General features: G+C 60.0%; 21 protein-coding genes and 1 pseudogene. 12 read left to right on the forward strand and 10 right to left on the reverse strand.

Annotated features, from left to right (window positions below; all coding sequences use genetic code 11):
* Positions 1-10: 10 nt before the first annotated feature.
* Positions 11-865 carry a LysR family transcriptional regulator gene (locus BMY84_RS22150; protein WP_093086638.1) on the reverse strand — a complete coding sequence of 285 codons (855 nt, stop codon included), beginning with the start codon at positions 863-865 and terminating at the stop codon, positions 11-13.
* A 92-nt stretch (positions 866-957) separates the two neighbouring features.
* Between BMY84_RS22150 and BMY84_RS22155 the strand changes: the two genes are divergently transcribed.
* The 5 genes from BMY84_RS22155 to BMY84_RS22175 all read left to right on the forward strand — a co-directional run bounded on the left by BMY84_RS22155 (position 958) and on the right by BMY84_RS22175 (position 7,005).
* The gene (locus BMY84_RS22155) at positions 958-2,052 is read left to right on the forward strand and encodes an aldo/keto reductase (protein WP_256215361.1); all 1,095 of its coding nucleotides are present in this window, start codon (positions 958-960) and stop codon (positions 2,050-2,052) included.
* A 411-nt stretch (positions 2,053-2,463) separates the two neighbouring features.
* Entirely contained in the window at positions 2,464-3,558 is a 1,095-nt protein-coding gene (locus tag BMY84_RS22160) for a TIGR03571 family LLM class oxidoreductase (RefSeq protein ID WP_218147003.1), read from the forward strand.
* 17 nt (positions 3,559-3,575) lie between these two features.
* Entirely contained in the window at positions 3,576-4,535 is a 960-nt protein-coding gene (locus BMY84_RS22165) for an MBL fold metallo-hydrolase (protein WP_093086640.1), read from the forward strand.
* 148 nt (positions 4,536-4,683) lie between these two features.
* Positions 4,684-5,970: a spinster family MFS transporter gene (locus tag BMY84_RS22170; RefSeq protein WP_093086641.1), complete on the forward strand. Its 1,287-nt coding sequence runs from the start codon at positions 4,684-4,686 to the stop codon at positions 5,968-5,970.
* A gap of 51 nt (positions 5,971-6,021) precedes the next feature.
* Positions 6,022-7,005 (forward strand): LysR family transcriptional regulator, encoded by a 984-nt coding sequence (locus BMY84_RS22175; protein ID WP_218147004.1) that lies wholly within the window; start codon positions 6,022-6,024, stop codon positions 7,003-7,005.
* A 109-nt stretch (positions 7,006-7,114) separates the two neighbouring features.
* On the opposite strand, the gene BMY84_RS22180 is transcribed toward BMY84_RS22175, so the two are convergent.
* A complete protein-coding gene (locus BMY84_RS22180; protein ID WP_093086644.1) occupies positions 7,115-8,047 on the reverse strand; it encodes a LysR family transcriptional regulator in 933 nt (310 codons plus the stop codon).
* Between the two features lie 124 nt (positions 8,048-8,171).
* Between BMY84_RS22180 and BMY84_RS22185 the strand changes: the two genes are divergently transcribed.
* The 4 genes from BMY84_RS22185 (at position 8,172) to BMY84_RS22200 (ending at position 11,734) form a co-directional block, all read left to right on the forward strand.
* Positions 8,172-9,371, forward strand: a complete 1,200-nt coding sequence (locus BMY84_RS22185) for an MFS transporter (protein WP_093086646.1) — start codon at positions 8,172-8,174, stop codon at positions 9,369-9,371.
* A 48-nt stretch (positions 9,372-9,419) separates the two neighbouring features.
* Positions 9,420-9,818, forward strand: coding sequence for a DoxX family protein (locus BMY84_RS22190; protein ID WP_218147005.1), 399 nt, complete (start codon positions 9,420-9,422; stop codon positions 9,816-9,818).
* A gap of 99 nt (positions 9,819-9,917) precedes the next feature.
* Positions 9,918-11,048 (forward strand): alkene reductase, encoded by a 1,131-nt coding sequence (locus tag BMY84_RS22195; protein WP_093086649.1) that lies wholly within the window; start codon positions 9,918-9,920, stop codon positions 11,046-11,048.
* Positions 11,049-11,266: 218 nt separating this feature from the next.
* The gene (locus tag BMY84_RS22200; protein WP_093086651.1) at positions 11,267-11,734 is read left to right on the forward strand and encodes a nuclear transport factor 2 family protein; all 468 of its coding nucleotides are present in this window, start codon (positions 11,267-11,269) and stop codon (positions 11,732-11,734) included.
* Here BMY84_RS22200 and BMY84_RS22205 read toward each other — a convergent pair.
* Together BMY84_RS22205 and BMY84_RS22210 are read right to left on the reverse strand one after the other, a co-directional pair.
* Positions 11,689-11,880, reverse strand: a pseudogene (locus BMY84_RS22205) (transposase); the annotation flags it as partial. The gene BMY84_RS22200 and the pseudogene BMY84_RS22205 sit on opposite strands and share 46 nt — an antisense overlap.
* 108 nt (positions 11,881-11,988) lie before the next feature.
* Positions 11,989-12,699 (reverse strand): TetR/AcrR family transcriptional regulator, encoded by a 711-nt coding sequence (locus BMY84_RS22210; protein WP_256215362.1) that lies wholly within the window; start codon positions 12,697-12,699, stop codon positions 11,989-11,991.
* 317 nt (positions 12,700-13,016) lie between these two features.
* Here BMY84_RS22210 and BMY84_RS22215 point away from each other — a divergent pair, with 317 nt between their 5' ends.
* Positions 13,017-14,156 (forward strand): LLM class flavin-dependent oxidoreductase, encoded by a 1,140-nt coding sequence (locus BMY84_RS22215; RefSeq protein WP_093086652.1) that lies wholly within the window; start codon positions 13,017-13,019, stop codon positions 14,154-14,156.
* Positions 14,157-14,204: 48 nt separating this feature from the next.
* Here BMY84_RS22215 and BMY84_RS22220 read toward each other — a convergent pair whose 3' ends face one another.
* The 4 genes from BMY84_RS22220 to BMY84_RS22235 are packed head-to-tail and all read right to left on the reverse strand — an operon-like array spanning position 14,205 to position 17,832.
* Positions 14,205-14,798, reverse strand: a complete 594-nt coding sequence (locus tag BMY84_RS22220; protein WP_093086654.1) for a TetR/AcrR family transcriptional regulator — start codon at positions 14,796-14,798, stop codon at positions 14,205-14,207.
* 56 nt (positions 14,799-14,854) lie between these two features.
* Positions 14,855-15,790, reverse strand: a complete 936-nt coding sequence (locus tag BMY84_RS22225) for an SMP-30/gluconolactonase/LRE family protein (RefSeq protein ID WP_093086655.1) — start codon at positions 15,788-15,790, stop codon at positions 14,855-14,857.
* Between the two features lie 19 nt (positions 15,791-15,809).
* Entirely contained in the window at positions 15,810-16,667 is an 858-nt protein-coding gene (locus BMY84_RS22230) for a crotonase/enoyl-CoA hydratase family protein (RefSeq protein WP_256215363.1), read from the reverse strand.
* A 52-nt stretch (positions 16,668-16,719) separates the two neighbouring features.
* Entirely contained in the window at positions 16,720-17,832 is a 1,113-nt protein-coding gene (locus BMY84_RS22235; protein ID WP_093086657.1) for an LLM class flavin-dependent oxidoreductase, read from the reverse strand.
* Positions 17,833-18,123: 291 nt separating this feature from the next.
* Here BMY84_RS22235 and BMY84_RS22240 point away from each other — a divergent pair, with 291 nt between their 5' ends.
* Positions 18,124-19,809, forward strand: a complete 1,686-nt coding sequence (locus BMY84_RS22240; RefSeq protein ID WP_093086658.1) for a class I adenylate-forming enzyme family protein — start codon at positions 18,124-18,126, stop codon at positions 19,807-19,809.
* A 31-nt stretch (positions 19,810-19,840) separates the two neighbouring features.
* Positions 19,841-20,977 (forward strand): 3,4-dihydroxy-2-butanone-4-phosphate synthase, encoded by a 1,137-nt coding sequence (gene ribB / locus BMY84_RS22245; RefSeq protein WP_093086660.1) that lies wholly within the window; start codon positions 19,841-19,843, stop codon positions 20,975-20,977.
* Positions 20,978-21,032: 55 nt separating this feature from the next.
* Here the strand turns inward: ribB and BMY84_RS22250 are convergent, their stop codons facing one another.
* A complete protein-coding gene (locus BMY84_RS22250; RefSeq protein WP_093086661.1) occupies positions 21,033-21,350 on the reverse strand; it encodes a 2Fe-2S iron-sulfur cluster-binding protein in 318 nt (105 codons plus the stop codon).
* Between the two features lie 35 nt (positions 21,351-21,385).
* Entirely contained in the window at positions 21,386-21,877 is a 492-nt protein-coding gene (locus BMY84_RS22255; RefSeq protein ID WP_093086663.1) for a flavin reductase family protein, read from the reverse strand.
* Positions 21,878-21,881: the final 4 nt, after the last annotated feature.

Raw genomic sequence — 21,881 nt, forward strand, 5'->3', positions numbered from 1 at the left:
GGACAGGCCATCAAACCGTCATTGCCGATTCCATCAGCAGTTTGGCATTACGTGAGAGATGGCCGTCCCGCCAGACGAAGTGGATCTCGGTGCGGCCATGCTCACCGAGGGAATGCGCCTTCACCTGATGATGGCCCGGCAATGTCTTGAGAATGGAGCGCAGCATCCAAGCGGCGCCCATTCCTGCGCTGACGCAGGCCAGCATGGTGTGGTAGGATTCGATCTCGATGACCGGCATGTCCAGGCGATCGCCGGCCGACAGCCAGCGATCCATGCGGAACCGGAACGAGCAGTCGTGGCGGAAGCCGTATAGTTCGCCGCATTCGAGATCGGCCGGCTGATGCACATCCCTGTGGCTCAGCTCGGTCACCAGCAGCATCTCGTCGACGAAGGCGACCTTGCTCCTGAGCGCCTTGGAACTGATTGGCCCCTCGGTCAGCGCAATGTCCAGGCTGCCATCGGCGACATGTGCGACCAAATCCTCTGAAGCCTGATGGCGCACGGTGAGATTGATACCGCGATGGCGCTGCCGCATCATGCCGATCAGATGCGGCATATAGTCGACGAGGACGACGTCGAGCGCGCCGACCAGCAGTGGCCCGCTGGTCTCCTCGTCACGCATCAGGGCGCGTGTCCCGTCGGTGAGGTCGAGGATCTGTTGGGCATGATCCAGCAACTGCCGTCCGGCCGGTGACAGCGACATGCGTTTGTTCTCTCGCAGAAAGAGTTCCCGGCCGAGATCTTCTTCGAGCTGGCGGATGCGCACGGTGATGCTCGAGGGCACCTTGTTGAGCACGCGCGCAGCCGTGGTGATCGAACCGGTTTGCGCGACGGCACAAAAGGCGCGGAGTTGAGATATCTGCATCGATCATTCTGCTTTTGAGAAAACCAAGTTTAATTCTTTTCATTTTCTCGAATGAATGACCAGCGTTAGATCGACACTAACGCGGCCGTTGCATGACGCCGCCCCTCGCGGAGATCATGATGGATTATCGCCTTCTCGGCCGCTCCGGCCTTAAGCTTTCGACGCTCACACTCGGGACGATGACCTTCGGCGGATCGGGCGCCTTCGCCAAGACGGGCAATACCGACGTCGCAGGCGCGCAGCGGCAGATCGACATGTGTATCGATGCCGGCGTCAACAGCATCGACACGGCCGATATCTATTCGTCCGGCATGTCCGAGGAGATCATCGGCGAGGCGCTGACCGGCGGTCGTCGCGAGAAGCTGATCCTCGGCACCAAGGTCCGCTTCCCGACTGGGACCAAGGGGCCCAATGAGCGCGGCCTCTCGCGCCATCACATCGTGCGCGCCTGCGAGGACAGCCTGCGGCGTCTGCGCACCGATCACATCGATATCTACTGGTGCCACGAATGGGATGGCATGACCCCGGTGGAAGAGATGCTCTCCGCGTTCGACATGCTGACCCGCGCGGGCAAGATCGGCTATCTTGGCGTGTCCAACTTCTCCGGCTGGCACATCATGAAGATGGTCGCAGCGGCGGAGCGTGCGGGGCTGATCCGTCCCGTCGCCCAGCAGATCCACTACACGCTGCAGGCGCGCGAAGCGGAATATGAGTTGCTGCCGATCGGTGTCGATCAGGGCGTCGGCGGCGTCATCTGGTCGCCGCTGGCCGGCGGTCTCCTCTCCGGCAAATATCGGCGCGGCAAGCCCGAGCCGGAGGGTACGCGCAAGGCGGCGAACTGGAACGAACCCCCGGTGCGAGATGTCGAGGCGCTCTACGACATTGTCGAAGTGCTGGTCGATGTGGCGGAGGCCCGTGGCGGCGATGTGACGCCGGCGCAGGTCGCGCTGGCCTGGCTGCTCGCGCGGCCGAGCGTGACGAGCCTCGTCATCGGCGCACGAACCGATGCGCAACTGGCTGACAATCTCAAGGCGGCCGACCTGACACTCAGCGATGACGAGTTCGCGCGGCTGGAGGCGGTAAGCCGGCCGCCCTTGCTCTACCCTTACTGGCATCAGTTGGATTCAGCATCCGATCGGCTGTCGCCTGCCGATCTGGCGCTGATCGGACCTCATCGCGCGGTTTGATCGCGCAATACTCCCACAACCAACAACAGCTCGCTTGCGAAGTGGGCCGCCGTGGCGGCGCAGGAGCGATTGCCTGCCCGCTGTCGTTCGGCTGACAGCCAATACCGATTGGGGGCCAAAGTCTCCGAATCGACCGTGACTGCAACAAAGCAACCGCGATGAAGTCAGTGGGCATCGGCTAATGCGTTTTGAAGGCCTGGGAAGCGCGGGTCAGCGGGCTGTGCGGCCTGCTCTGGCCCTAAAAAGGGCCCTGCGCCCTCGCATCGGACCAAATCGGACTGCTTCGCAAGCATACTGCGTTTTCGCAGCCGGCCAATTGTGGCCGCCATTCTGGACGCCTGGGATGGAATGACCGTCTCGCTGGACGGGTTATCGCTGTGACGTGTCAGCCTAAATTCGATGGCGAGAGGCATGACCATGAACGCCAACAGCGAATCAATTCTGGATAGCGGGACGAGGTGCGTCGATGCGTCTCGGCATCCAGGCTTTATGCGGCTGTTTGCTCGTGACCAACTTACCATCGGCCTCATAATGCCGCTCGAGACCTATCCCGACGGTCCCGGTCCTACGATGAGACACCATCTCGACATGGCCATTGCCGCAGATGAGGCTGGCTTCGGCGCACTCTGGATGCGCGACATTCCTTTTTTCGACCCGAACTATGGCGACCTCGGTCAGGTCTTTGAGCCGCTGGTTTATATCGCCGCGCTCGCAACGGTTACGCGATCTATCACGATTGGCACTGCCGGTATCGTTCTGCCCCTTCGCGAACCGAAGCTTCTGGCGAAGCAGGTAACGTCGCTGGACCATCTCTCGGCGGGGCGCATGCTCTTGGGCCTGTCGTCAGGCGACCGACCATCCGAGTATCCGCTGTTCGATGTCGATTTCGACACACGGGGCGAACGGTTCCGCGACGCCTTCCAAGTGTATCGCACCGTCGCCGAGCAAAACTTCCCAACCTTCGAGTCTTCAAGTTTCGGACGCAGTTTGGGCGGTTTGGATATGCTGCCCAAACCACTCTTCGGACACGTGCCGGTCTTGGGCATCGGCCGTGCGCAGCAATCTCCGCAATGGGTCGCGTCAAACATGGACGGCATGATCGGATCTACGCCGCCGCTCGACAAAATCCCCGATCGAGTGGCGGACTGGCGCCGCACCGTCGACGAGGTCGGCCTTGGCGATACGTTCAGGCCGTTCGGTATCGCGGGTTATCTAGACCTGACCAAGGATCGCGACCACCCCTTCGAAAGGCTAGCTTCCGGGATCCGTAGCGGCAGTCGGTCACTGGCAAGGTTTCTTGAATCGGCGCGCAGCGCTGGCGTGAATCATGCAGCACTCAATCCGAAGATCACCAGACGTCCATACTCGGAAATCCTGGCAGATCTCCAAGAAGACGTGCTGCCCCTTTTCCCGTCGATAGGCTGTCAGGCGAGCTCGCCCGCCCGCGCGAATGACACACTTTCCCCCACCCAAAACCAAAGACCAGCGGCTTCTACCGCCGCCTGACGTGAAAGGACCTGTACATGGCTAAACCATTCGCATCCGCCGGCGATCTCGCCGAGAAAAAAGAGACTCTCGAGATTCTGGCCGATGGCGTCTACGCGCTCACGGCCGAAGGCGATCCGAACGTCGGCGCGATCGAAGGTGAGGACTTCCTCGTTTGTTTCGAGGCGCGAGCCACACCTGCCGCCGCCCGCGACTGGTTGACGAAACTGCGCGAGCACACCGACAAGCCCATCAAATATCTCGTCCTCACCCATTATCACGCGGTTCGCGTGCTGGGCGCCAGCGCCTTCGAGGCGGAGCATATCATCACGAGCGACACGACCCGCAAGCTCATCGAGGAGCGCGGGAAGCAGGACTGGGACAGCGAGTTCGGCCGCATGCCCCGCCTGTTCAAGAAGCCCGAGGAAATCCCCGGCCTGACGTGGCCAACCGAAACCTTCGCCGACGAATACACGATCGAGCTCGGCGGCGATCGAGGCACGGTAGAGCTGAAGTTCTGCGGCCGTGGTCACACCGCTGGCGACATCGTGGCATGGCACGAGAAGAGTAAGACGTTGTTCGCTGGTGACCTCGTCGAGGCAGAGGCCGCGCTTTATACCGGCGATGCATTTCACTTCGACTGGTCGTCCACGACCCTGGATACGGTCAAGGCTTACCGCTCCGAGAACCTGATCGGCGGTCGTGGCGCGGTGGCAAAGGGCGTCGAGGCAACCGACGCAGCGATCGAACAGACCCGTCACTTCCTCAAGGTCATGATCGAAGAGGTCGGCAAGGTTCACAAGGCGGGCGGTAGTTTGAAGGAAGCCTTCGAAGGCACGCATGCCGCGCTCAGCCCGCAGTTCGGCAAGTGGCCGATCTTCGAGCATTGCCTGCCCTTCGATGTGCAGCGCGTCTGGGACGAATTCGATAACATCGATTGGCCGCGCATCTGGACGATGGAGCGCGACAAGGAGGTCTGGGACCTTCTGCAGGGCTAAGCCTAACAACCGGAACGGCAGGCCTTCAGGCGCCTGCCGTTTCGCCATGTCCGGCTTAAGAGCCGGAGCCTGACAATAAAGCCGGCGCACATAGTCGCCGAGGCGGCCAATTGTTGGCCGCCGGTCGAGAAATGTCTTGGGAGAGTATATGCAACAAGCCGCCGGCACAAACAGGCCAAGAGCCGCCCTGATTTTGATGACGCTCATCTACGGCGCGAATTTCATGGACCGGCAGGTCCTCTCGGTGCTCGCAGAACCGATCAAGCATGATCTTTTGCTGAGTGACACGCAGATAGGCCTGCTGGGCGGCTTTGTTTTCGCGCTCTTTTACAGCGTTTTCGGGGTGCCTGTGGCCTATCTGGCCGACCGGGCTTCGCGCGTCCGCATTCTGACTGCTGCATGCACGGTCTGGAGTGTCTGCTGTGCTGCCTGTGGCCTCGCCACGAACTTCGCTCATCTCGCGATGGCCCGTATCGGGGTCGGACTCGGAGAAGCGGGCGGCGTGCCGCCATCCTATTCACTTATCTCCGACATGTTTCCCGCCGAGCGCCGAACCCGGGCGCTCGCGATATTCTCGCTCGGCATTCCGATCGGATTGGGTCTCGGGTCGGCCCTGGCGGGATGGAGTTCTTCAATCCTAGGCTGGCGCGCAAGCATGCTGATCGTCGGTCTACCCGGCCTAGTGCTCGCGGCAGCGTTCTTTCTCCTCGTGAAGGAACCGGTTCGTGGCGGGTTCGACACCGGCAGAGCGGCCGATAGGCCATCCTTATGGTCGTGCGTAAAGACCTTCTACGGTACGCCACGCATCGCAGTGCCAGCATTGGCCTGCGCGTTCGGCGCGTTCGCCAATCTCTCGATCATGGGCTGGTTCTCAGCCTATCTCATCCGAGTCCTCGGCATGCGTCTAGATCAGATCGGCACCTATCTTAGCATTACGATCGTCATCGGTATGGGCCTTGGTAATCTGGCGAGTGGTTGGCTGATCGACCGCTTGGCCAAACGCGATCCTCGCGCCTACGTCCTTGTCCCGGCTGGAGCCTTTGCACTGGCGATTCCCTTCTTTATCGCAGGATTGGAAGCACAGCACTGGCAGACGGCGCTGCCGCTGATCGGCATCGCACTTGGGATTTCTCAGGGCTATCTCGCCGCGGCAGCTGCGCTGGTTCAAAATGAACTCCCGTCGACGCAGCGGAGCACGGGAGGCGCGCTCCTTCTCCTAGTTGTCAACCTGATCGGCCTGGGAGGTGGACCCGTCTTTGTCGGTATGATCAGTGACTGGGCAGCGCCAGTCTATGGAACGGGAGCCCTCCGCATCGGGCTTTATGGACTCGTTCCATTCATGGTTCTTGCCGTCGTCTTCAATTTGATTTCGGCCCGTCTTATTCGTCGTTCGAAGTCTCGCTCAAGAACCGAAGCTGTCGCGGTCGCATCGTAAGTGGCACAATCTCAATGATGGGCACATTCTGGCGTAATCAGACATAATTTCTTGAAACGGAGTGACATTGCATCGTATGATTTTGCAATGTCACTCCCTTCATCGCGCTTTCAGGGTCTCGCCGAGTTTGTAGAGACTGCCCGATCAGGTAGCTTTACCGCAGCGGCGGCAACGCTCGGTATGACTGGATCGGCGGCGGGTAAAAGCGTTACAAAGTTGGAGGAGCGGCTCGGCATAAAGCTGCTTCACCGGACCACCCGTAAGCTGACATTGACTGCGGATGGCGAAGCATATCTCGCAACTTGTCTGACGATCCTGGAGCAACTCGACGGTGCTGAGAGCGGTCTGGCTTCTGGATTGGCAGTTCCTGTCGGAAGATTAAGGCTCGACCTGCCCGCAGCCTTTGGTCGGCGGCACATCATGCCAGTCCTGACCGAGCTTTCCACTCGACATAGCCAACTCGATTTTTCGGTTATGTTCACTGAACGCACGTCGGATATCATCGGCGAAGGGATCGACCTGGCGGTCAGGATTGGAAAGCTGAATGACGAAACCGACCTCGTCGCGCGACGCCTGGGCACCCAGCGCGTAGTCGTCTGCGCCTCTCCTGATTACGTTGCTCGCGAAGGCCTGCCCACCTCTGCTGAAGAGCTTGGCACGCGCGACGGCATCATTGGCTGGCGTCGAGTGTCTCGACCGGCTTGGTTGATGCGAAGCGCGGACGGGCAGTCGCGAACCCAAGAGATTCGCGTCCGTCACGAACTGAGCGACGGCGAATCCATGCTGCAAGCGGTCCTGGCGGGGTGCGGCCTATGCCAGCTACCAACTTGGCTGATCGCCGAGCACCTGCGTGCAGGACGGCTCGTGACCGTGCTTGATGAGATCATGGGCGGTGAGATGCCCATCCACGCGGTATGGCCGCGCTCAAAATATATGCAGCCCAAGTTACGCGTCCTCATTGACGCGCTGTCCCGGGCTGCATTGCTCGATCGACTGGGATTTCATTCGGATGAAGTTGAAATCTCGGCCAGTTAGTCGTCGAGCACCTAGCCATATAGCAAGTCAGCAGAGTGCGATTATCGGGTGGTAAGGCCCTCATTACGGCGCTTCGCTCCAGAATCGCCCCGCGCCGTTTGGCTAGCCATTACACAGAGACTCGCCCCGCACTGCTCCACGGTGGTGCCGGCTGAAATCGCCCAACAAGCTCATCGACGACAGCGCGAACTCTCGGAGACACCTGTCTGGTCTGTGGCCAGATGGCGTGGATAGAAAACCCGCGAGACTCGATATTGGGAAGCACTCGGACCAGTCGGCCAGTTCGAAGATCGTCAGCGATCAGCCAGGTTGCCAGGAGACCCAATCCATGACCGGCCCGCACCGCCTCGTGAATGGCGGCATGGTCATTGAAGGAGAGCCGGCCTCTTATCGGCTTCGACACCCAGGCTCCGTCGATGAGGAAGTCCCAGGGAACAGACCGACCATGCCGCCCGAACGCGATACATGCGTGATCGCCGAGATCATCGAGGGTACGGGGAGCGCCGCGCTCCGCGACATAGTCAGGACTCGCGCAGACGACCGAGTCCTGGATGCCGAGCTTGCGGCCCATCAGCGTGGCGCTGTCGTCGAGCTCACCGATCCGCACCATGAGGTCGATGCCCTCTTCGATGGGATCAACAAAGCGATCGGAGAGTGTGATTTCGAGTTCCAGCAGCGGATGCCGAGCGCTGAGATCGAGGAGGACAGGAACGACCCAGCGTCGACCAAAAACGACAGGTATATCGATCCGCATGCGACCGCGTGGCGAGATACTGTCCGAATTGAGAGCCGCCTCCGCGCTCTCAAGCTCCGCCAATGCCCGGACACAGCTCTCATAGAAGCGTTGGCCTTCCGGAGTGAGCGCAAAGCTTCTCGTCGTTCGATTGACCAGGCGGACGCCCAATCGCTCTTCAAGACGGGACACATTTTTGGCCACGCCTGACTTTGAGGCGTTCAGCCTGACGGCGGCAAGCGTGAAGCTGCCGGCTTCGGCAGCCTGGACGAACGCGGTCAGCCCCTTGAGGTGATCAGCGGAAATCATGATGGTTGATTTGCGACATTTGGTCCACTCTGTTTCGAAATATCACCATATTGTGCAGACATTTTTCGTCAATTAAATTGAGGCATCATTCAGGCTGAACTGTTCGCCTGATCGGAGTTCTCACATGACCACGACCTCAAACGCATTGGCTGCGCGTAAGGCCGCGCCAGCGCAACGTCTCGATGGCGTCGTATTCCTCCTCGCGCTCGCCTCGGGCGCGGGCGTCGCCAATGTCTATTACGTCCAACCGATCCTGCCGCTCGTGCAGGATGCGTTCGGTGCCACGTCCTATCAAGCGGGCCTGGCACCGACGCTCACGCAGGTCGGCTATGCGCTAGGAATGCTTTTCCTCGCGCCCTTGGGAGACCTCGTCGAGCGCAAGCGTCTCATTCTCGTGAAATCGGCACTCATGGTGCTGGCGCTGGTGCTGGCGGCGATCACGCCGACTCTCTCGCTTCTGATCGTCGCTGGCGTTGCAATCGGTGTCTTGGGCAGCCTTGGGCAGGACTTCATACCGGTAGCGGCTCATATCGCACCTGAAGCCAGCCGGGGAAAGGTCGTGGGCATCGTCACCACCGGCCTGCTCACCGGCATATTGCTGTCCCGCACGCTGAGCGGCTTCGTCGGTGAAGCCTTCGGCTGGCGCGCAGTGTACTGGATGGCGGCGGGCCTTGTGGCAGCAACAGCAGTAGCGCTCTGGCGGGTTCTGCCGACCTACGCACCCGCCGCGAAGGGCAGTTATGTGTCGCTGATCCGCAGTCTGGGCACCCTCATGCTGGAGCATCCCCGTCTGCGTAAGGCAGCCCTCACGCAAGCGCTTCTCGCGTTGCCGCTCGGCGCCTTCTGGTCAACGCTCGCCTTCCTTCTCGCCGCACCGCCGTTCAACATGGGCGCCGCCGCTGCCGGCGCTTTCGGTTTCGTCGGCGCAGCTGGCGCAATGGGCGCCTCAGTTTTCGGTCATCTGGCTGACAAGCGGAACCCGGACGTCTTCGTTCGTGTGGCGGCCGTGTTGGTACTGGTGGCATTCGTTGGGATGCTAATTCTCCCAGTGACCATTCCCGTCCTTATCGTCGGTGCGCTGGTGTTCGATCTCGGCGTCATGGCGGGGCTGGTGTCGCACCAAGCCATCATCGCAAACCTCGATCACAGCGCACGCAGCCGCCTCAACGGATTGCTGATGACCTCAGCAATGATTGGCGTCGCCGTGGGCGCTGCGGTCGGGAACTGGGCTTGGGGAACATATGGATGGGTTGGCGTCTGCGGCGTCGGCGTAATTTCCGCCGTGCTCGCGCTGCTGCGTTCGACAGTCCGCTCGCCTGAATAATAGCTGCCGGAAGCAGAGCGCTCAAACGGCTGTAAAATGGAGTTCTCTATGTCCGCCTGGGCACCCCGTATCCTCAGCGCTCTGCGCATCATCTCCGCTCTGCTCTTCATGGAGCATGGTCTGATGAAGCTCTTCCATTTTCCCGTGCCACAGCCCGGCCTCGAGGGATCGCTTCCTCCACTGCTTTTCGTCGCCGCCCTTATTGAGGTGCTCGGAGGGGCCCTGCTTACGCTCGGATTATTCACCCGTGTCGCAGCATTCATCTGCTCAGGCCAGATGGCGATCGGCTATTTCATCAGCCACGCCTCCAAAGGATTTTGGCCAGGAGCAAATGGTGGAAGCGAGGCGATCCTCTACTGCTTCGTGTTCCTCTACCTCGTATTCGCCGGTGCCGGATCATTCAGCGTCGACGCGGTGCGATCGCGATTGCGGAGCCTGCGGACGTAAACCTCGTCCTCGGCGCGACTTATACAGCGCGCACCTGCGCTTACTTAAAGGCGCAAACCAACATGGCCGAAATGCCCCGCTGACAATCAAGGACAGACGTTGAGCGCACTTTTCGAATCCTACAACCTTGCCGGCACCACCCTCTCCAACCGCGTCGTGATGGCACCGATGACCCGCTCGCGCGCGCCGGACGATATCGCTGACGTCTCGACGGCACTATATTATGCGCAACGGGCGACGGCGGGCCTGATCGTCACAGAAGGCACGCCCATCTCGCGCGAAGGCCAAGGATACCTCTTCAATCCTGGCATCTTCTCTGGGGAACAGATCGCCGGCTGGCGGCTAACTACTCAGTCGGTTCACGCCGTTGGCGGACGCATTTTCGCCCAGCTTTGGCATGTCGGCCGGGTCTCCCATCCATCCATTCAGGCCGATGGCCGTGATCCGGTCAGCGCCAGCTCGAAGATTGCCGAGGGCGCGACCGCTTACGGCTATGACGAGGACGGTAAGGCCGGTCCCATCGCCACGACCGCGCCGCGTCAACTGACAACCGAGGAAGTCGCTCGCGTCGTCGAGGATTTTGCACAGGCAGCGCGCAATGCTGTCGAAGCGGGTTTTGACGGCGTCGAAATTCACGGCGCGAACGGCTATTTGCTGGAGCAGTTTCTAAATCCCGGTGTGAACGATCGCAAAGATCGCTACGCCGCTGACACGCTGGAAAACCGGCTCCGCTTCGTTCTAGAAGTAGTCGATGCTGTCACCAACGCTATCGGTCGCAAGCGCACGGGCATTCGCATTTCACCCTTTGGGCAGCTATTCGACATGCCCCTCTATGACGACATCGCCGAGACCTATGGTGCCCTATTGGCAGCGCTCGGCGAACGGCGGATCGCCTATGTTCATGTGATGGACCAGTCGGGCTTTTCCGACATTCGTGGCGACACAAAAGTCACGACCTCGGATAAGATCCACTCGCTTCTCCGCACCGCGAAACCGGACCTGAAAGACACTGCGGTGATCCTCGCCGGCGGCCTCAATCGCCAACGTGCCGAGAGCCTGATCGCCGATGGGACCATCGACCTTGCCGGTTTTGGGAAGCCGTTCATCTCCAATCCCGACCTCGTCGCGCGCATGCGCCGCGACTGGCCACTCGCGTCGGCAGATGCGGACACTTTCTACGGTGGGACCATGGTCGGATATATCGACTATCCCGCCTATGACGCGCGTTAGAGGTACTCGTAAGTGCCCTCAGGATGGCCACAGCCGACGCGTTGCTTACCTCGACTTTTTGCAAAGTTCGGTACGCTAACGCAGCGTAGCGGTGATGCCAGCGGGAGCCTTATGTCCTTTCAAAGCCGACCAAGTGAAAAGAGCTATGCCGATTATCCGATTTGGTCCGAAACCACCGCGACCGAGGCCGTAGCGTGAACGGCGTTGCAAAGGGAGACATGAACGCGCGTTTAGCCACGCTGCTCGATGTGGAAGAAATCCGCCAACTGCGCGTCCATTACTCGCACTGCCTCGACAGCGGTGACTTCGAGGCTTTCGACAGCGTCTTCGCCGCTGATGCGCGGGTCATCGTCACGGTCGGGGAGATGCGAGGGCTCGACGCGATCAAGGCTGGATTGGCCGACGCCTATCGGCAGTTCGATCGCGACGGTCGCGGATACTATCCCTTCATGCACGTCGTCGCCAATCACCAAATCGAGCTGACCGGTGAAGATATCGCTGAAGGGCGCTGCTATCTGATTGATTTCGAAACGGCCTCTAAGCCCGATCCTAACCCGCTCCTGCTTCTCGGCCTCTATCGTGATCACTATCGCCGGATCGATGGCGCGTGGCGGATCGTTGAGACACGGCTAGAGGTGTTGTGGACTGGCAACATGCGCCAACCACAGCCCGAGCGTACAAGATAGCGCACGGCGTTGATCACCTCGCGAAAGTCGATCTCACGCGGGCGCCCTCGACGCCCAGGCTTGGGCATCAACGGCGCCAGGCGATCCCACTCCTCGTCGGTCAGATCGCTCGGATAGCGCTTCGTTTTTCTGGCAATCTGGGCCATTCGCTCTCGGCTTTGCTGCGTTCACATGCAAAGCCTGAATCAGCCGCATGCCAGTTGCGCAACCCCCTCAGCTGATTTTCCAAACAGCTCTAAGGCAGTAAATGCAGACTATCCCCACGCTCTGGAAATGTCTCGCGGACCACCTATCTCAAACCCATGTTTCAATAATCGAAGCGGCATGCACATGCTGCTGACGATCTGCTCCATCGTATCCTCCAGCGCATCCGGGAAGGACTCGCCGAACGCGGCCTCATCGGTTCCATGATGGCGCATCAGGATGTTGAGGAACATGAGACTGATGCTGATCAGCCGCCGTTGCGCAACATACGGGGGAAGATAATCGACGCGTTCTCGCATCAATCTTAGCGCCTCGGTTAGATGCGGCGGTTCTGATCCGCTAAAATCGCCGAACTCCGGCGAGCGGCTTTGCAGAAGATATTGGCTCAGGAAGCTCGCATAGGAATGGTTGCCGTCGGCGTCATGAAGGTCGAGCTGAGGTAGCAGGATGATGTCCAAGATAGTTCTTGCATCCTTCAGACGATCCATCGCCCGGGCGCGCTCCAGCATGGCGCCACGCTCCGCTTCCATCTGCTCCATGCGATAGTCGAAAATGGCACGAACCAGGCCTTCACGAGAACCGAAATGATATTGCACGGCAGCATGATTTCCCTGGCCGGCTTTCGTCGCAATCTCCCGCATGGATGCGCCGTTGATGCCATTTTCCGCAAAGAGCTGCTCCCCCGCCAGAATCAGGCGTGTTTTTCCGTCGGTAGGTTCGGTCGCCGGCAGCGCCTCCAGATCGATTTCAATGCTCGCCACCGCAACATCCTAAAACAAGTGTAATATTTCTACTGCGTAATACGCAGTCGAGTTGCAATCGCAACGCACCAAAAATTGCCGACTGCTATGGCCAGCTTGCCTTATCCATCAGGAAATTTCAAGTTTTCACGTATTCTTGATCGATATTGGCGGCCATTGCGATGCCACCTCGCCCCTGACGGCTCCCTCTCGGATTTACACTTGACTTAAAGTCTGTGGAAAGATTATTCCCTAATCGTCATTAGACAGCGCCGAGCTGACACCGCACCAAGACGGTGAAACGGCGCGATGCAGCAGACGCTTAAGGAGAGACTTTCATGGCGATGGAAACCGGCCTTATCTTTCACCCCTATATGCGTCCCGGACGCACAGCGAGGCAGACTTTCGAGTGGGGTGTCCAGAATAGCGTTGCCTGCGACAAGGCAGGCTTCACCTCTATGATGATCTCCGAACATGCATCGCAGATCTGGGAAAACATTCCCAATCCCGAACTGATCATGGCCGCCGCGGCATTGCAGACGAGCCAGATCAAGTTCGCACCAATGGCGCATATTCTACCGCACCAGCATCCAGCGAAGCTGGCCATCATGGTCGGCTGGCTCTCGCAGATTCTGGAGGGCCGCTACTTTCTGGGCATTGGCGCGGGCGCTTATCCACAAGCATCCTATATCCATGGCATCAAGGATGCCGAACCGCAGATGCTGAACGATATGGTTCGCGAGTCGCTGAGCATCATGGAGAAGATCTGGAAGCGCGAGCCCTTCTTCTTCGAAGGCAAATATTGGGACGCCGGATATCCAGAAGAGGCCCCTGCGGAGACCGAGGACGATGAGCAGCACATGCTCGCGAATTTCGCACCCTATGACGGCGCGTTTCCGGAAATCGCCGTCACCGGGTTCAGCGCCAACTCCCCATCGATGAAACTTGCCGGCGAGAAGAACTTCAAGCCGGTCTCCATCTATTCCGGCCTCGATGCGCTCAAGCGCCATTGGGAGATTTACGCGGAGGCCAACATCAAGGCAGGCTTCACTCCCATCCGCCAGCGCCATGCAGTATCGCAGACCGTATTCTGCGCCGATACCGACGCAGAAGCCAAGCGCCTCGTGATGGAAGGGCCGATCGGCTATTGCTTCAACAAATATCTGATCCCGATCTGGCATCGTTTTGGCATGATGGACGGCTTTGCCAAAGACGCCGGCATCAATCCGGCGGATGCCGATCTGGAATTCCTGGTCGATAACGTCTTTGTCGTCGGATCGCCCGATACGGTCGTCGACAAGCTCAGCACGCTGTTCGAAGCGACCGGCGGCTGGGGCACGCTACAGGTGGAATCGCATGACTATTATGATGATCCCACACCCTGGTGGAACTCGTTGGAATTGATCGCCAAGGAAGTAGCTCCGCGGGTCAAGCTGCCCGGTGCAAAAGCCGCCGCCGCAGAAACGGTCGCCGCCTGACAAGCAGAATATGGAAGGGGGCACTCATCCCCCTTCCATGCACTTGTCCTAGACCGGGCTGCTGGCAAATCCATGCAGCAACAAATCCGCCGCCTGCTCTGCGATCTGCGCTGGTCCCAACTTTCCCGGTCGATACCAGGATGAACTGGAATCGAGCATGGCGATCAAAAATTTCCTGACCACGGTCGGGTCCAGCGCGGCACTGGCACTGCCGTCCGCCTGCGCGGCGACGATGAGGTCGCGCCAATAATTGTCGAAGCTGGAGTAGGCGGCCAGAACCCGCCGCCGCATCTCATCCGGCAGATCGTCGAACACCCGCGCCACGGCGGACGAATAATCGTCGCCCGACAACAGGAAGTCGATATGGGCCACGATCGCGGCGCGCAGGCGCACCAACGGTGCCGCGCCTGGCCCCAATACCTCGACGCGTGCCACGATATGGCGACTGTTGCGATAAATGCCTTCCATCATCACATCTTCGACCAGATGATCCTTGGACGGAAAATGATGATAGATGCTGGGCGCCAGCATGCCGGCGCCCTTGGCGATCTCACTGAGTTTCGCGCCTGCCAGCCCCTTTTGGCGAAGGACTGTCGCGGCCGAGTCTAAAATGCGCGTTCGGCCATTATCTGCGTGTGCCATGCCGTCCCTTAGCAAAACTATAAAGGAAAGACAGCCTCATCGGGAGCGGTTTCTGACTACCCGGCATAAAGGGAATTAGGGACCCCCGGCGCGGGTGGATCGAGTATTTCGAACAGCCCGCCGGCGAGCGGCTGTTCGGAAAATGTCGCGGCTGAAAAGCCTTGCGATCCGGTGATGAGGAAGAGGCGCTTATGGTCGCTTCCTCCAAAAGCGGGACGAAGCCCGCGCCGCACCGGCAAGCGTCGTTCTTCGAGCAAGGTCGCGTCCGGCGCAAACCGACGCAACATCCAGCTTTCGTAGAACGCCATCCAGATGCAGCCATCGACATCGACCGCCATGCCGTCAGGATATCCATCTTCCGGCTTGAAGTTCAGAAAGTCACGACGGTTCGACAATGTGCCATCGTCCGATACGTCATAGACCCAACTAACCAGCGGCATGGAGTCGTTCACATAGGCGGTCCGACCGTCCGGGCTGAATGCTGGCCCATTGGCGGTCACGATATTGCGTTCCTGCGTGCTCACGCCGCCATTGGCATCCAGGCGATAGAGTTCGCCGGTGTTGCGCACATCCAAATTGCCGAGCGTGCTTTCCTTGTCGTCCGCGGTCGTGCTTTCGTCCCACTGGCTGGAATCGCACGAACCGGACCAGTAACGTCCTTTGCGATCGGTCACGCCATCGTTGAGCCGCGCGATTTTGGGATTGGCTATCGGGTGGATGATCGGCGCGTAGATTTGCCGGTGGGGATCGACATGGGCAAAGCCATCGGCGCACGAAGCGATGAAGCCGCCGCTGGCGCGCGGTGCGATCGCACTGATCCACGCTGGCGCGTCCCAGCGCCCCGTCCGGCCGCTATCGAGATGATACCAGTTGATACTGGGCGCTTCGATATCGACCCAGTAAATGCAGCCATCCCGCGCATCCCACACCGTGCTTTCGCCCAATATGGCTTTGGCGTCCCAGAGACACCGCCAGCCTTCGCCTTCCATCATTGCCTCATCCTATCTGCTGTTATAGTTTGATCACCGGGTCGCCAAAGGGTTCGTCGCGCTGACGCACTGCCTCCTTCAATCCTTCGGTGCGCACGGTTTCGTTGAACCGCGTGCGACTGGCGGCCAAATGACCACGTGCGTCCATTTCTGCAGCCATCCGCTGCATAGTGCGCGCGCCCATCAGTTCCAGGCCGAGGTTCACGATCCGCTTGTTGGCGCTCAGCAGATCCGCGTCGATTAGGGCAAAACGCGCGGCGAGCGCCGCGACCTCCGCATCAAGCTGGTCGGCAGGCACCGCCTTGAGCGCCAGCCCGATCTGCGCAGCATCGTCGCCACGGATGGAATCGCCCGTCAGCAGCAACCGCTTGGCCCATTGCGGACCCACCAGATAAAGCCACATATGACTGGGAAGCGAGCCTTGCGATCGCGCCGGCGGAAAACCGAACAGCGCGTCTTCGGCGCAGATCACCATGTCACACAGCAGCGCCAGATCGGTTCCGCCCGCCAGGCACCGGCCATGGACCTGGGCGATGACCGGCTTGTGCATGTCGAAGAGCGCCATGCGCAGCCGCTGCGCCTTTTCCTGGTGCCAACTGTCGTCGTCGAACTTTGCCCGACCGCGTTTGTGATCGACCTGCCCCGGGATGGGCTGATCGTATTTCTGCAGGTCGTAGCCAGAGCAGAAATCCGGCCCGGCCGCCTTGAGGACGACCGCGTGAACGCGATTATCTTCGTCTGCTTCCCATAACAGCGCGCTTAGCTGCTCCTGCAACGGCTCGCTTAGCGCATTGCGCTTTTCGGGACGATTGAGGGTTATCCACGCCGTCCCGTCCCGGATTTCGTACAGCACCGGTTGCGCAGCATCTGTCATGTTCATCCTCTCCTCCCCCCGCTGCGACGTCTTGCGCGCCGCAGTGAAGGATAACAGTTCAGGCTATGGATTGCAGCGAACTGACAACTGACGCAGCCGGGGTGGAAACGTCAATGTCCTTGAGATGCGGCAGAACCTTGCGGGCAAAAAGCTCGTAATTGTCGCGGCCGACCTCGAAGGGCATGTCACCAAACTGAGTATAGATGATGAAGCTGCCGACATCGAAGCGATCGACCATCGCTTTCAGCTTTTCCACGACCTCTTCCGGACGGCCCCAGATCTGGAGGTCGGCGAGGAAGTTGTTGAATTTTTCGATGCCATGCTTCTCGACACTGCTGGCCAGGGCGCCATAATATTCATAGCCCTCAATCTTCTCGAATTCCTTGTTCCCGAACTGGTAGAAGGATGATGTGGACCGGGCATATTCGACCAGATATTTGTCGCGCATCTCCTGCGCTTTGGCGGCATCTTCGTTCACTGCGACGAAAGCGACCACCACGGGCTTTGGCGCGGGGCGCCCCTGCATAGCAAAGAAGCGGTCGCGATAGCTTGTCACATCTTCGGCAACCCGGTCCCAGGGTTTCTGGGCGATGATCATCAGGCCGACATCGAGGTTGGCCATCAGCTTGACCGATTCCGGCGAGACCGCCGATGCAAATACCCGACCGCGATAGCTTGCATAGGGGCGCGGGCGCAGTTCGACGCGCGGTTGCTGAAGATATTTACCGTCATATTCCATGACGCCCGTTTCCAGGGCGCTAAGCAACGCTTCTGCATATTCGCGGAACCGGTGGCGCGCTTCGCCCATCGGCACCTGAAAGCCGTCGAACTCGCCCTTGCCCAGGCCCCGCCCGATGCCCAGGATCGCGCGCCCCTCCGACAATTGGTCGAGCAGGAGGAAGCTCTCGGCGATGCGGACCGGGTTCTGCCACGGCAGCACGGTGACGGTGGTACCCAACTTGATCTTCTTTGTCTTGGCCGCGACCCAGGACAGGAACTGGGGGACATTGGGCGTCATCATGTAACCGGTGAAATGATGCTCCGGGGTCCATACGGAGTCGAAGCCGCGATCTTCGGCCTCGGCTGCGAAGGCCAGTTCGTGCCGAAAAACATCGATATCGCTGACCTGGTCCTTCAGATTCTGGAACGTCAGCCCCAAACCTACATCCATATGTGCCTCCAAAATATCCCGTTGAAAGTAAACTAATCAAAATTAGGCTGCTTTGGCAAGCCCAAGATCGGACCTTTGCGGTCGCCCCATGGCATCGTCGTTGTAAAATGCGCGGCTTGAAGGGACGGAGACTTGTTTAAAATCGAATATAATCAAAGATAAACGTCAGCCTATGCTCGCTGACAAAGCGCTTGGCGGTTGGCCCGCCTACCTTGCCATGCAGGACAGCGCTTGACGCAAATTACCAATGGAGGCATATTAATTTCTATTAGGTAGAGGAGGAGAGCCGCGTTGATCGAGGCCATAGAGGAGCGGCGGCAAGCGATATCGGACCGACACCCTGTCTGGGAGGAAATGACGCTGGATGCCTATCTGGCGCGCGCGCAGCGTCATTTTGCGGCAAGGCCGCTGGTCATCACGGACGCCGAAACGCTCGATTATGCTGCGGTCCACGCGCAATCGGAGCGCTTCGCCGCGGCGCTTTCAGGGCTTGGCATCGCGCGGGGTGACCGCGTCGGGCTGCTGCTGGCCAACTACCCGATCACGGTGTCTTTGATGTTTGCTATCTGGCGTGTCGGCGGCGTCGCTGTAGCGATCAACACCCTCTATGCCCCAAAGGATCTGGAATATGTGATCCGGGAGGCGGGCTGCAATTTTCTGATCGGCATGGCTCGCTTCGGTTCGCGCCGCTATGATCTGGAGCTTGACGCCCAAGCGGCTGGATGGCGGACCGGCACCTGCGCCGCCCTGCCGGAACTGCGCGGCGGTCTGGTCTATGACGCGGAGGCGCCGGACGACTTTCTCGCTTCCCTCCCGGACGGCGCTTTGCCGGCCCAGAGCGCAGGGCCGCATGATCCCGCGGTCATCATGTTCACGTCGGGTACGACCGGATCGCCAAAAGGGGTCGTGCTGACCCATGATAATCTGTTGCGGGCCGCTTATGCGGGGGCTTATCATCAGGCGTTCGATGAAGGGCGACGCGCGGTATTCTCGCTCCCGCTCTATCATGGCTTCGGTCTGGTCGTGGGCTTGCTGTCGGGCATGATCGTGGGCGGGTCGATCGTCCCCCTGCTCCGGTTCGATGCCGATGCGCTGCTCACCGCGACCGAACGACATCGCGCCACTTATCTGATGGGCGTGCCCACAATGACGATCGCAATGATGGAGCGGGCGAAGGTCAAAACCTATGACCTGCGTTCGCTCACGGCGGTCCATAGCGCTGCGGCGCCCACGCCCAGTTGGGTCTGGCGCGGCATTCAGGAGACGCTGGGATGCAGCGAGATTTTTACCAGCTACGGCCAGACCGAAGCGACCGCGACGATCATCTGCACCCAGCCGGGTGATCCGATCGACATCGTCGCGGAGACGCAGGGCTGCATCGTGCAGGCGGGCGTGGCCGGCATCGCAGGGCAGGACGGCCGGATCTGCGAATTCAAGACGATCGATCCCGTGACCGGAGCTGATCTTCCGGCAGGCGCTGCCGGCGAACTCTGCACACGCGGGCCGATGAACAGCCTGGGCTATTTTCGCCGACCGAAGGAAACGGAAAAGCTGTTTCTGGCGGACGGGTGGCTGCGGACGGGCGATCTGGGGCAATTCCGGCCTGACGGAAACCTGTTCCTGACGGGGCGGTCGAAGGAGTTATATAAGAGCCGGGGCGAACTGGTGTCGCCAAAAGAGTTGGAGCAACTCGTCACCACGCATCCGGCAATCGGCCAAGCCTTCTTCATCGGGATGCCCGACGATCGCTGGGGCGAATGCGGCTGCGCATGGATCGTGCGCACCGATGGGCATATCCTGTCCGGCGACGACATCCTGGCCTGGTTGAAGCCGCAAGTGGCCGGATACAAGCTGCCGCGCGACATCTGGTTCATCGCGGAAGCAGACCTGCCGAAGACCGGCACGGGCAAGGTCCAGAAAAACATATTGAAAGAGATGGCGCTGGCCCACCTCGCCGCACAACGCGGCGCGGCCTGAACGAGACGCCAGTATATGGAAAGACGGATCGATGAGTAGCGAAGGCATTTCGTCCATAGAGGACATCATTCACGACGCGATAAACGGGCTGCCCTATATTCTGGTCGATGCCGACGATCGCGAAAATGAAGGCGACGTCATCATACCCGCCCAGTTCGCGACGCCGGGCCAGATCAACTTCATGGCCAAACATGCGCGCGGATTGATTTGCCTCGCAATGACCAAGGCGCGCGCCGAACAGCTCAAGTTACCGCCCATGGCAGCCAACAACCAGTCCGGTCACGGCACCGCCTTCACCATATCGATCGAAGCGCGCGAAGGTGTCACGACCGGGATTTCGGCGCAGGATCGTGCGCATACCATTGCCGTGGCGGTCGATCCGACCAAGACATCGTCGGACATCGTGTCGCCAGGACATGTGTTTCCGCTGACGGCGCGCGACGGCGGCGTTCTGGTTCGGGCCGGGCATACCGAGGCGGCCGTGGATATCTCCCGCCTTGCCGGCCTGACGCCCGCCGGCGTCATCTGCGAAGTCATGAACGATGATGGCAGCATGGCGCGTCTGCCCGAACTGCTGGTCTTTGCCAAGGAGCATGGGTTGAAGGTCGGCACGATCGCCGACCTCATCGCCTATCGGCGGCGTTTCGAAAAGCTGGTCGAGCGGGTCGCGAGCGCGCCTTTCCACAGTTTCTATGGCGGCGATCTGACCATCCATGTCTATCGCAACCTGGTCGACGGCGGTGAGCATGTCGCCCTGATCAAAGGCGAAATCCGCCCGGATCGCGACACGCTGGTCCGCGTGCATCAGGTCGACATTGCGACCGACATGCTCGGCTGGTCGCAAGCGCATCCCGACTATGTGCCGCAGGCGCTCAAGGCAATCGCCGCGCATGAGGGGCAGGCCGTAGCGGTGTTCGTGCGCGATCCCAGCCCGGACTCAATCTCCAAGCGGATCGAAGGTGGGCGCAAAACCTATCATGATACAAACGCGACCCGTGACTATGGCATAGGCGCCCAGATATTGCTGGACCTTGGCGTGCGGCAGATGACCCTGCTGACATCAAGCAAGGCGAAGCTGGCTGCGCTCGAAGGATTTGGCCTCACGGTGATCAATCGGTTGCCGATGCGCGATGCCGTAGCCAATGCAGAGCCGATCCTGACCGAGTAGAACCAGAAAAGGGCGGCGTCGTGACGACACCGCCCTCAACCATGCACAGACCGCTTCAGTCTTCCGGTGCTATGGCCAGTCTGATGGAGCCTGCTTTACCATCCATAACCAATTGGCATGACAGACGGCTGGTCGTCTTCCGATGATCGGAGCTGTCCAGCAGGTCGTTCTCATCGTCGGTCATGGGGCCAAATCGATGCTCATCGCCCGGTTCGACATAGACATGGCACGTCGCGCACGAACAGCAGCCACCGCAAAGCGCCAGCAATTCGTCCAGGCCATTGTCGCGAATGGCCTCCATCACCGACAGGCCTTCGGTGGCCGATAGGCTATGTTCCTGTCCTGAACGATCGATGACGATCAGATTGCCCATTGGACGGCCTTCTCCAAATGCTGATGGTTATTGCTTCAAAGAAGCGGGACGACCTTGCCGTAGCGTCCCTTATGGAACAGCAAGGGCGCGCCGGGATGATGGATGTCGAGGGCATGCACCTCACCGATGGCGATATAATGGTCGCCTGCCTCATGAATGGCATGGAAGGAACAGTCGATCCACGCCAGCGCGCCGTCCAATATCGGTGCGCCACGCGCCGACAGATGGTGCGGCACCCCGTCGAACTTGGCTGGATCCTTGGACGCCAGCGTGCGGCACAGGCCTTCCTGATCGTCCGCCAGTATATTGACGCAGAATCCGTCGCAGGCTTCGATCTTGGGCCAGCTTGATGAGGCCTTGTCCGGGAAGAAGGCGACCAGCGGGGGATCGAGCGACACGGAGGTGAAAGACCCCACGATCATGGCGACAGGCGCACCGTCCTTCTGCATGCCGGTAATGGCGCAAACGCCGGTCGGATAATGACCCAATATCTGCCGGAAGGCGGCGGAATCAGCGACTATGGACATGCTT

The sequence above is a fragment of the Sphingobium sp. AP50 genome (assembly GCF_900109095.1).
GTDB lineage: Bacteria > Pseudomonadota > Alphaproteobacteria > Sphingomonadales > Sphingomonadaceae > Sphingobium.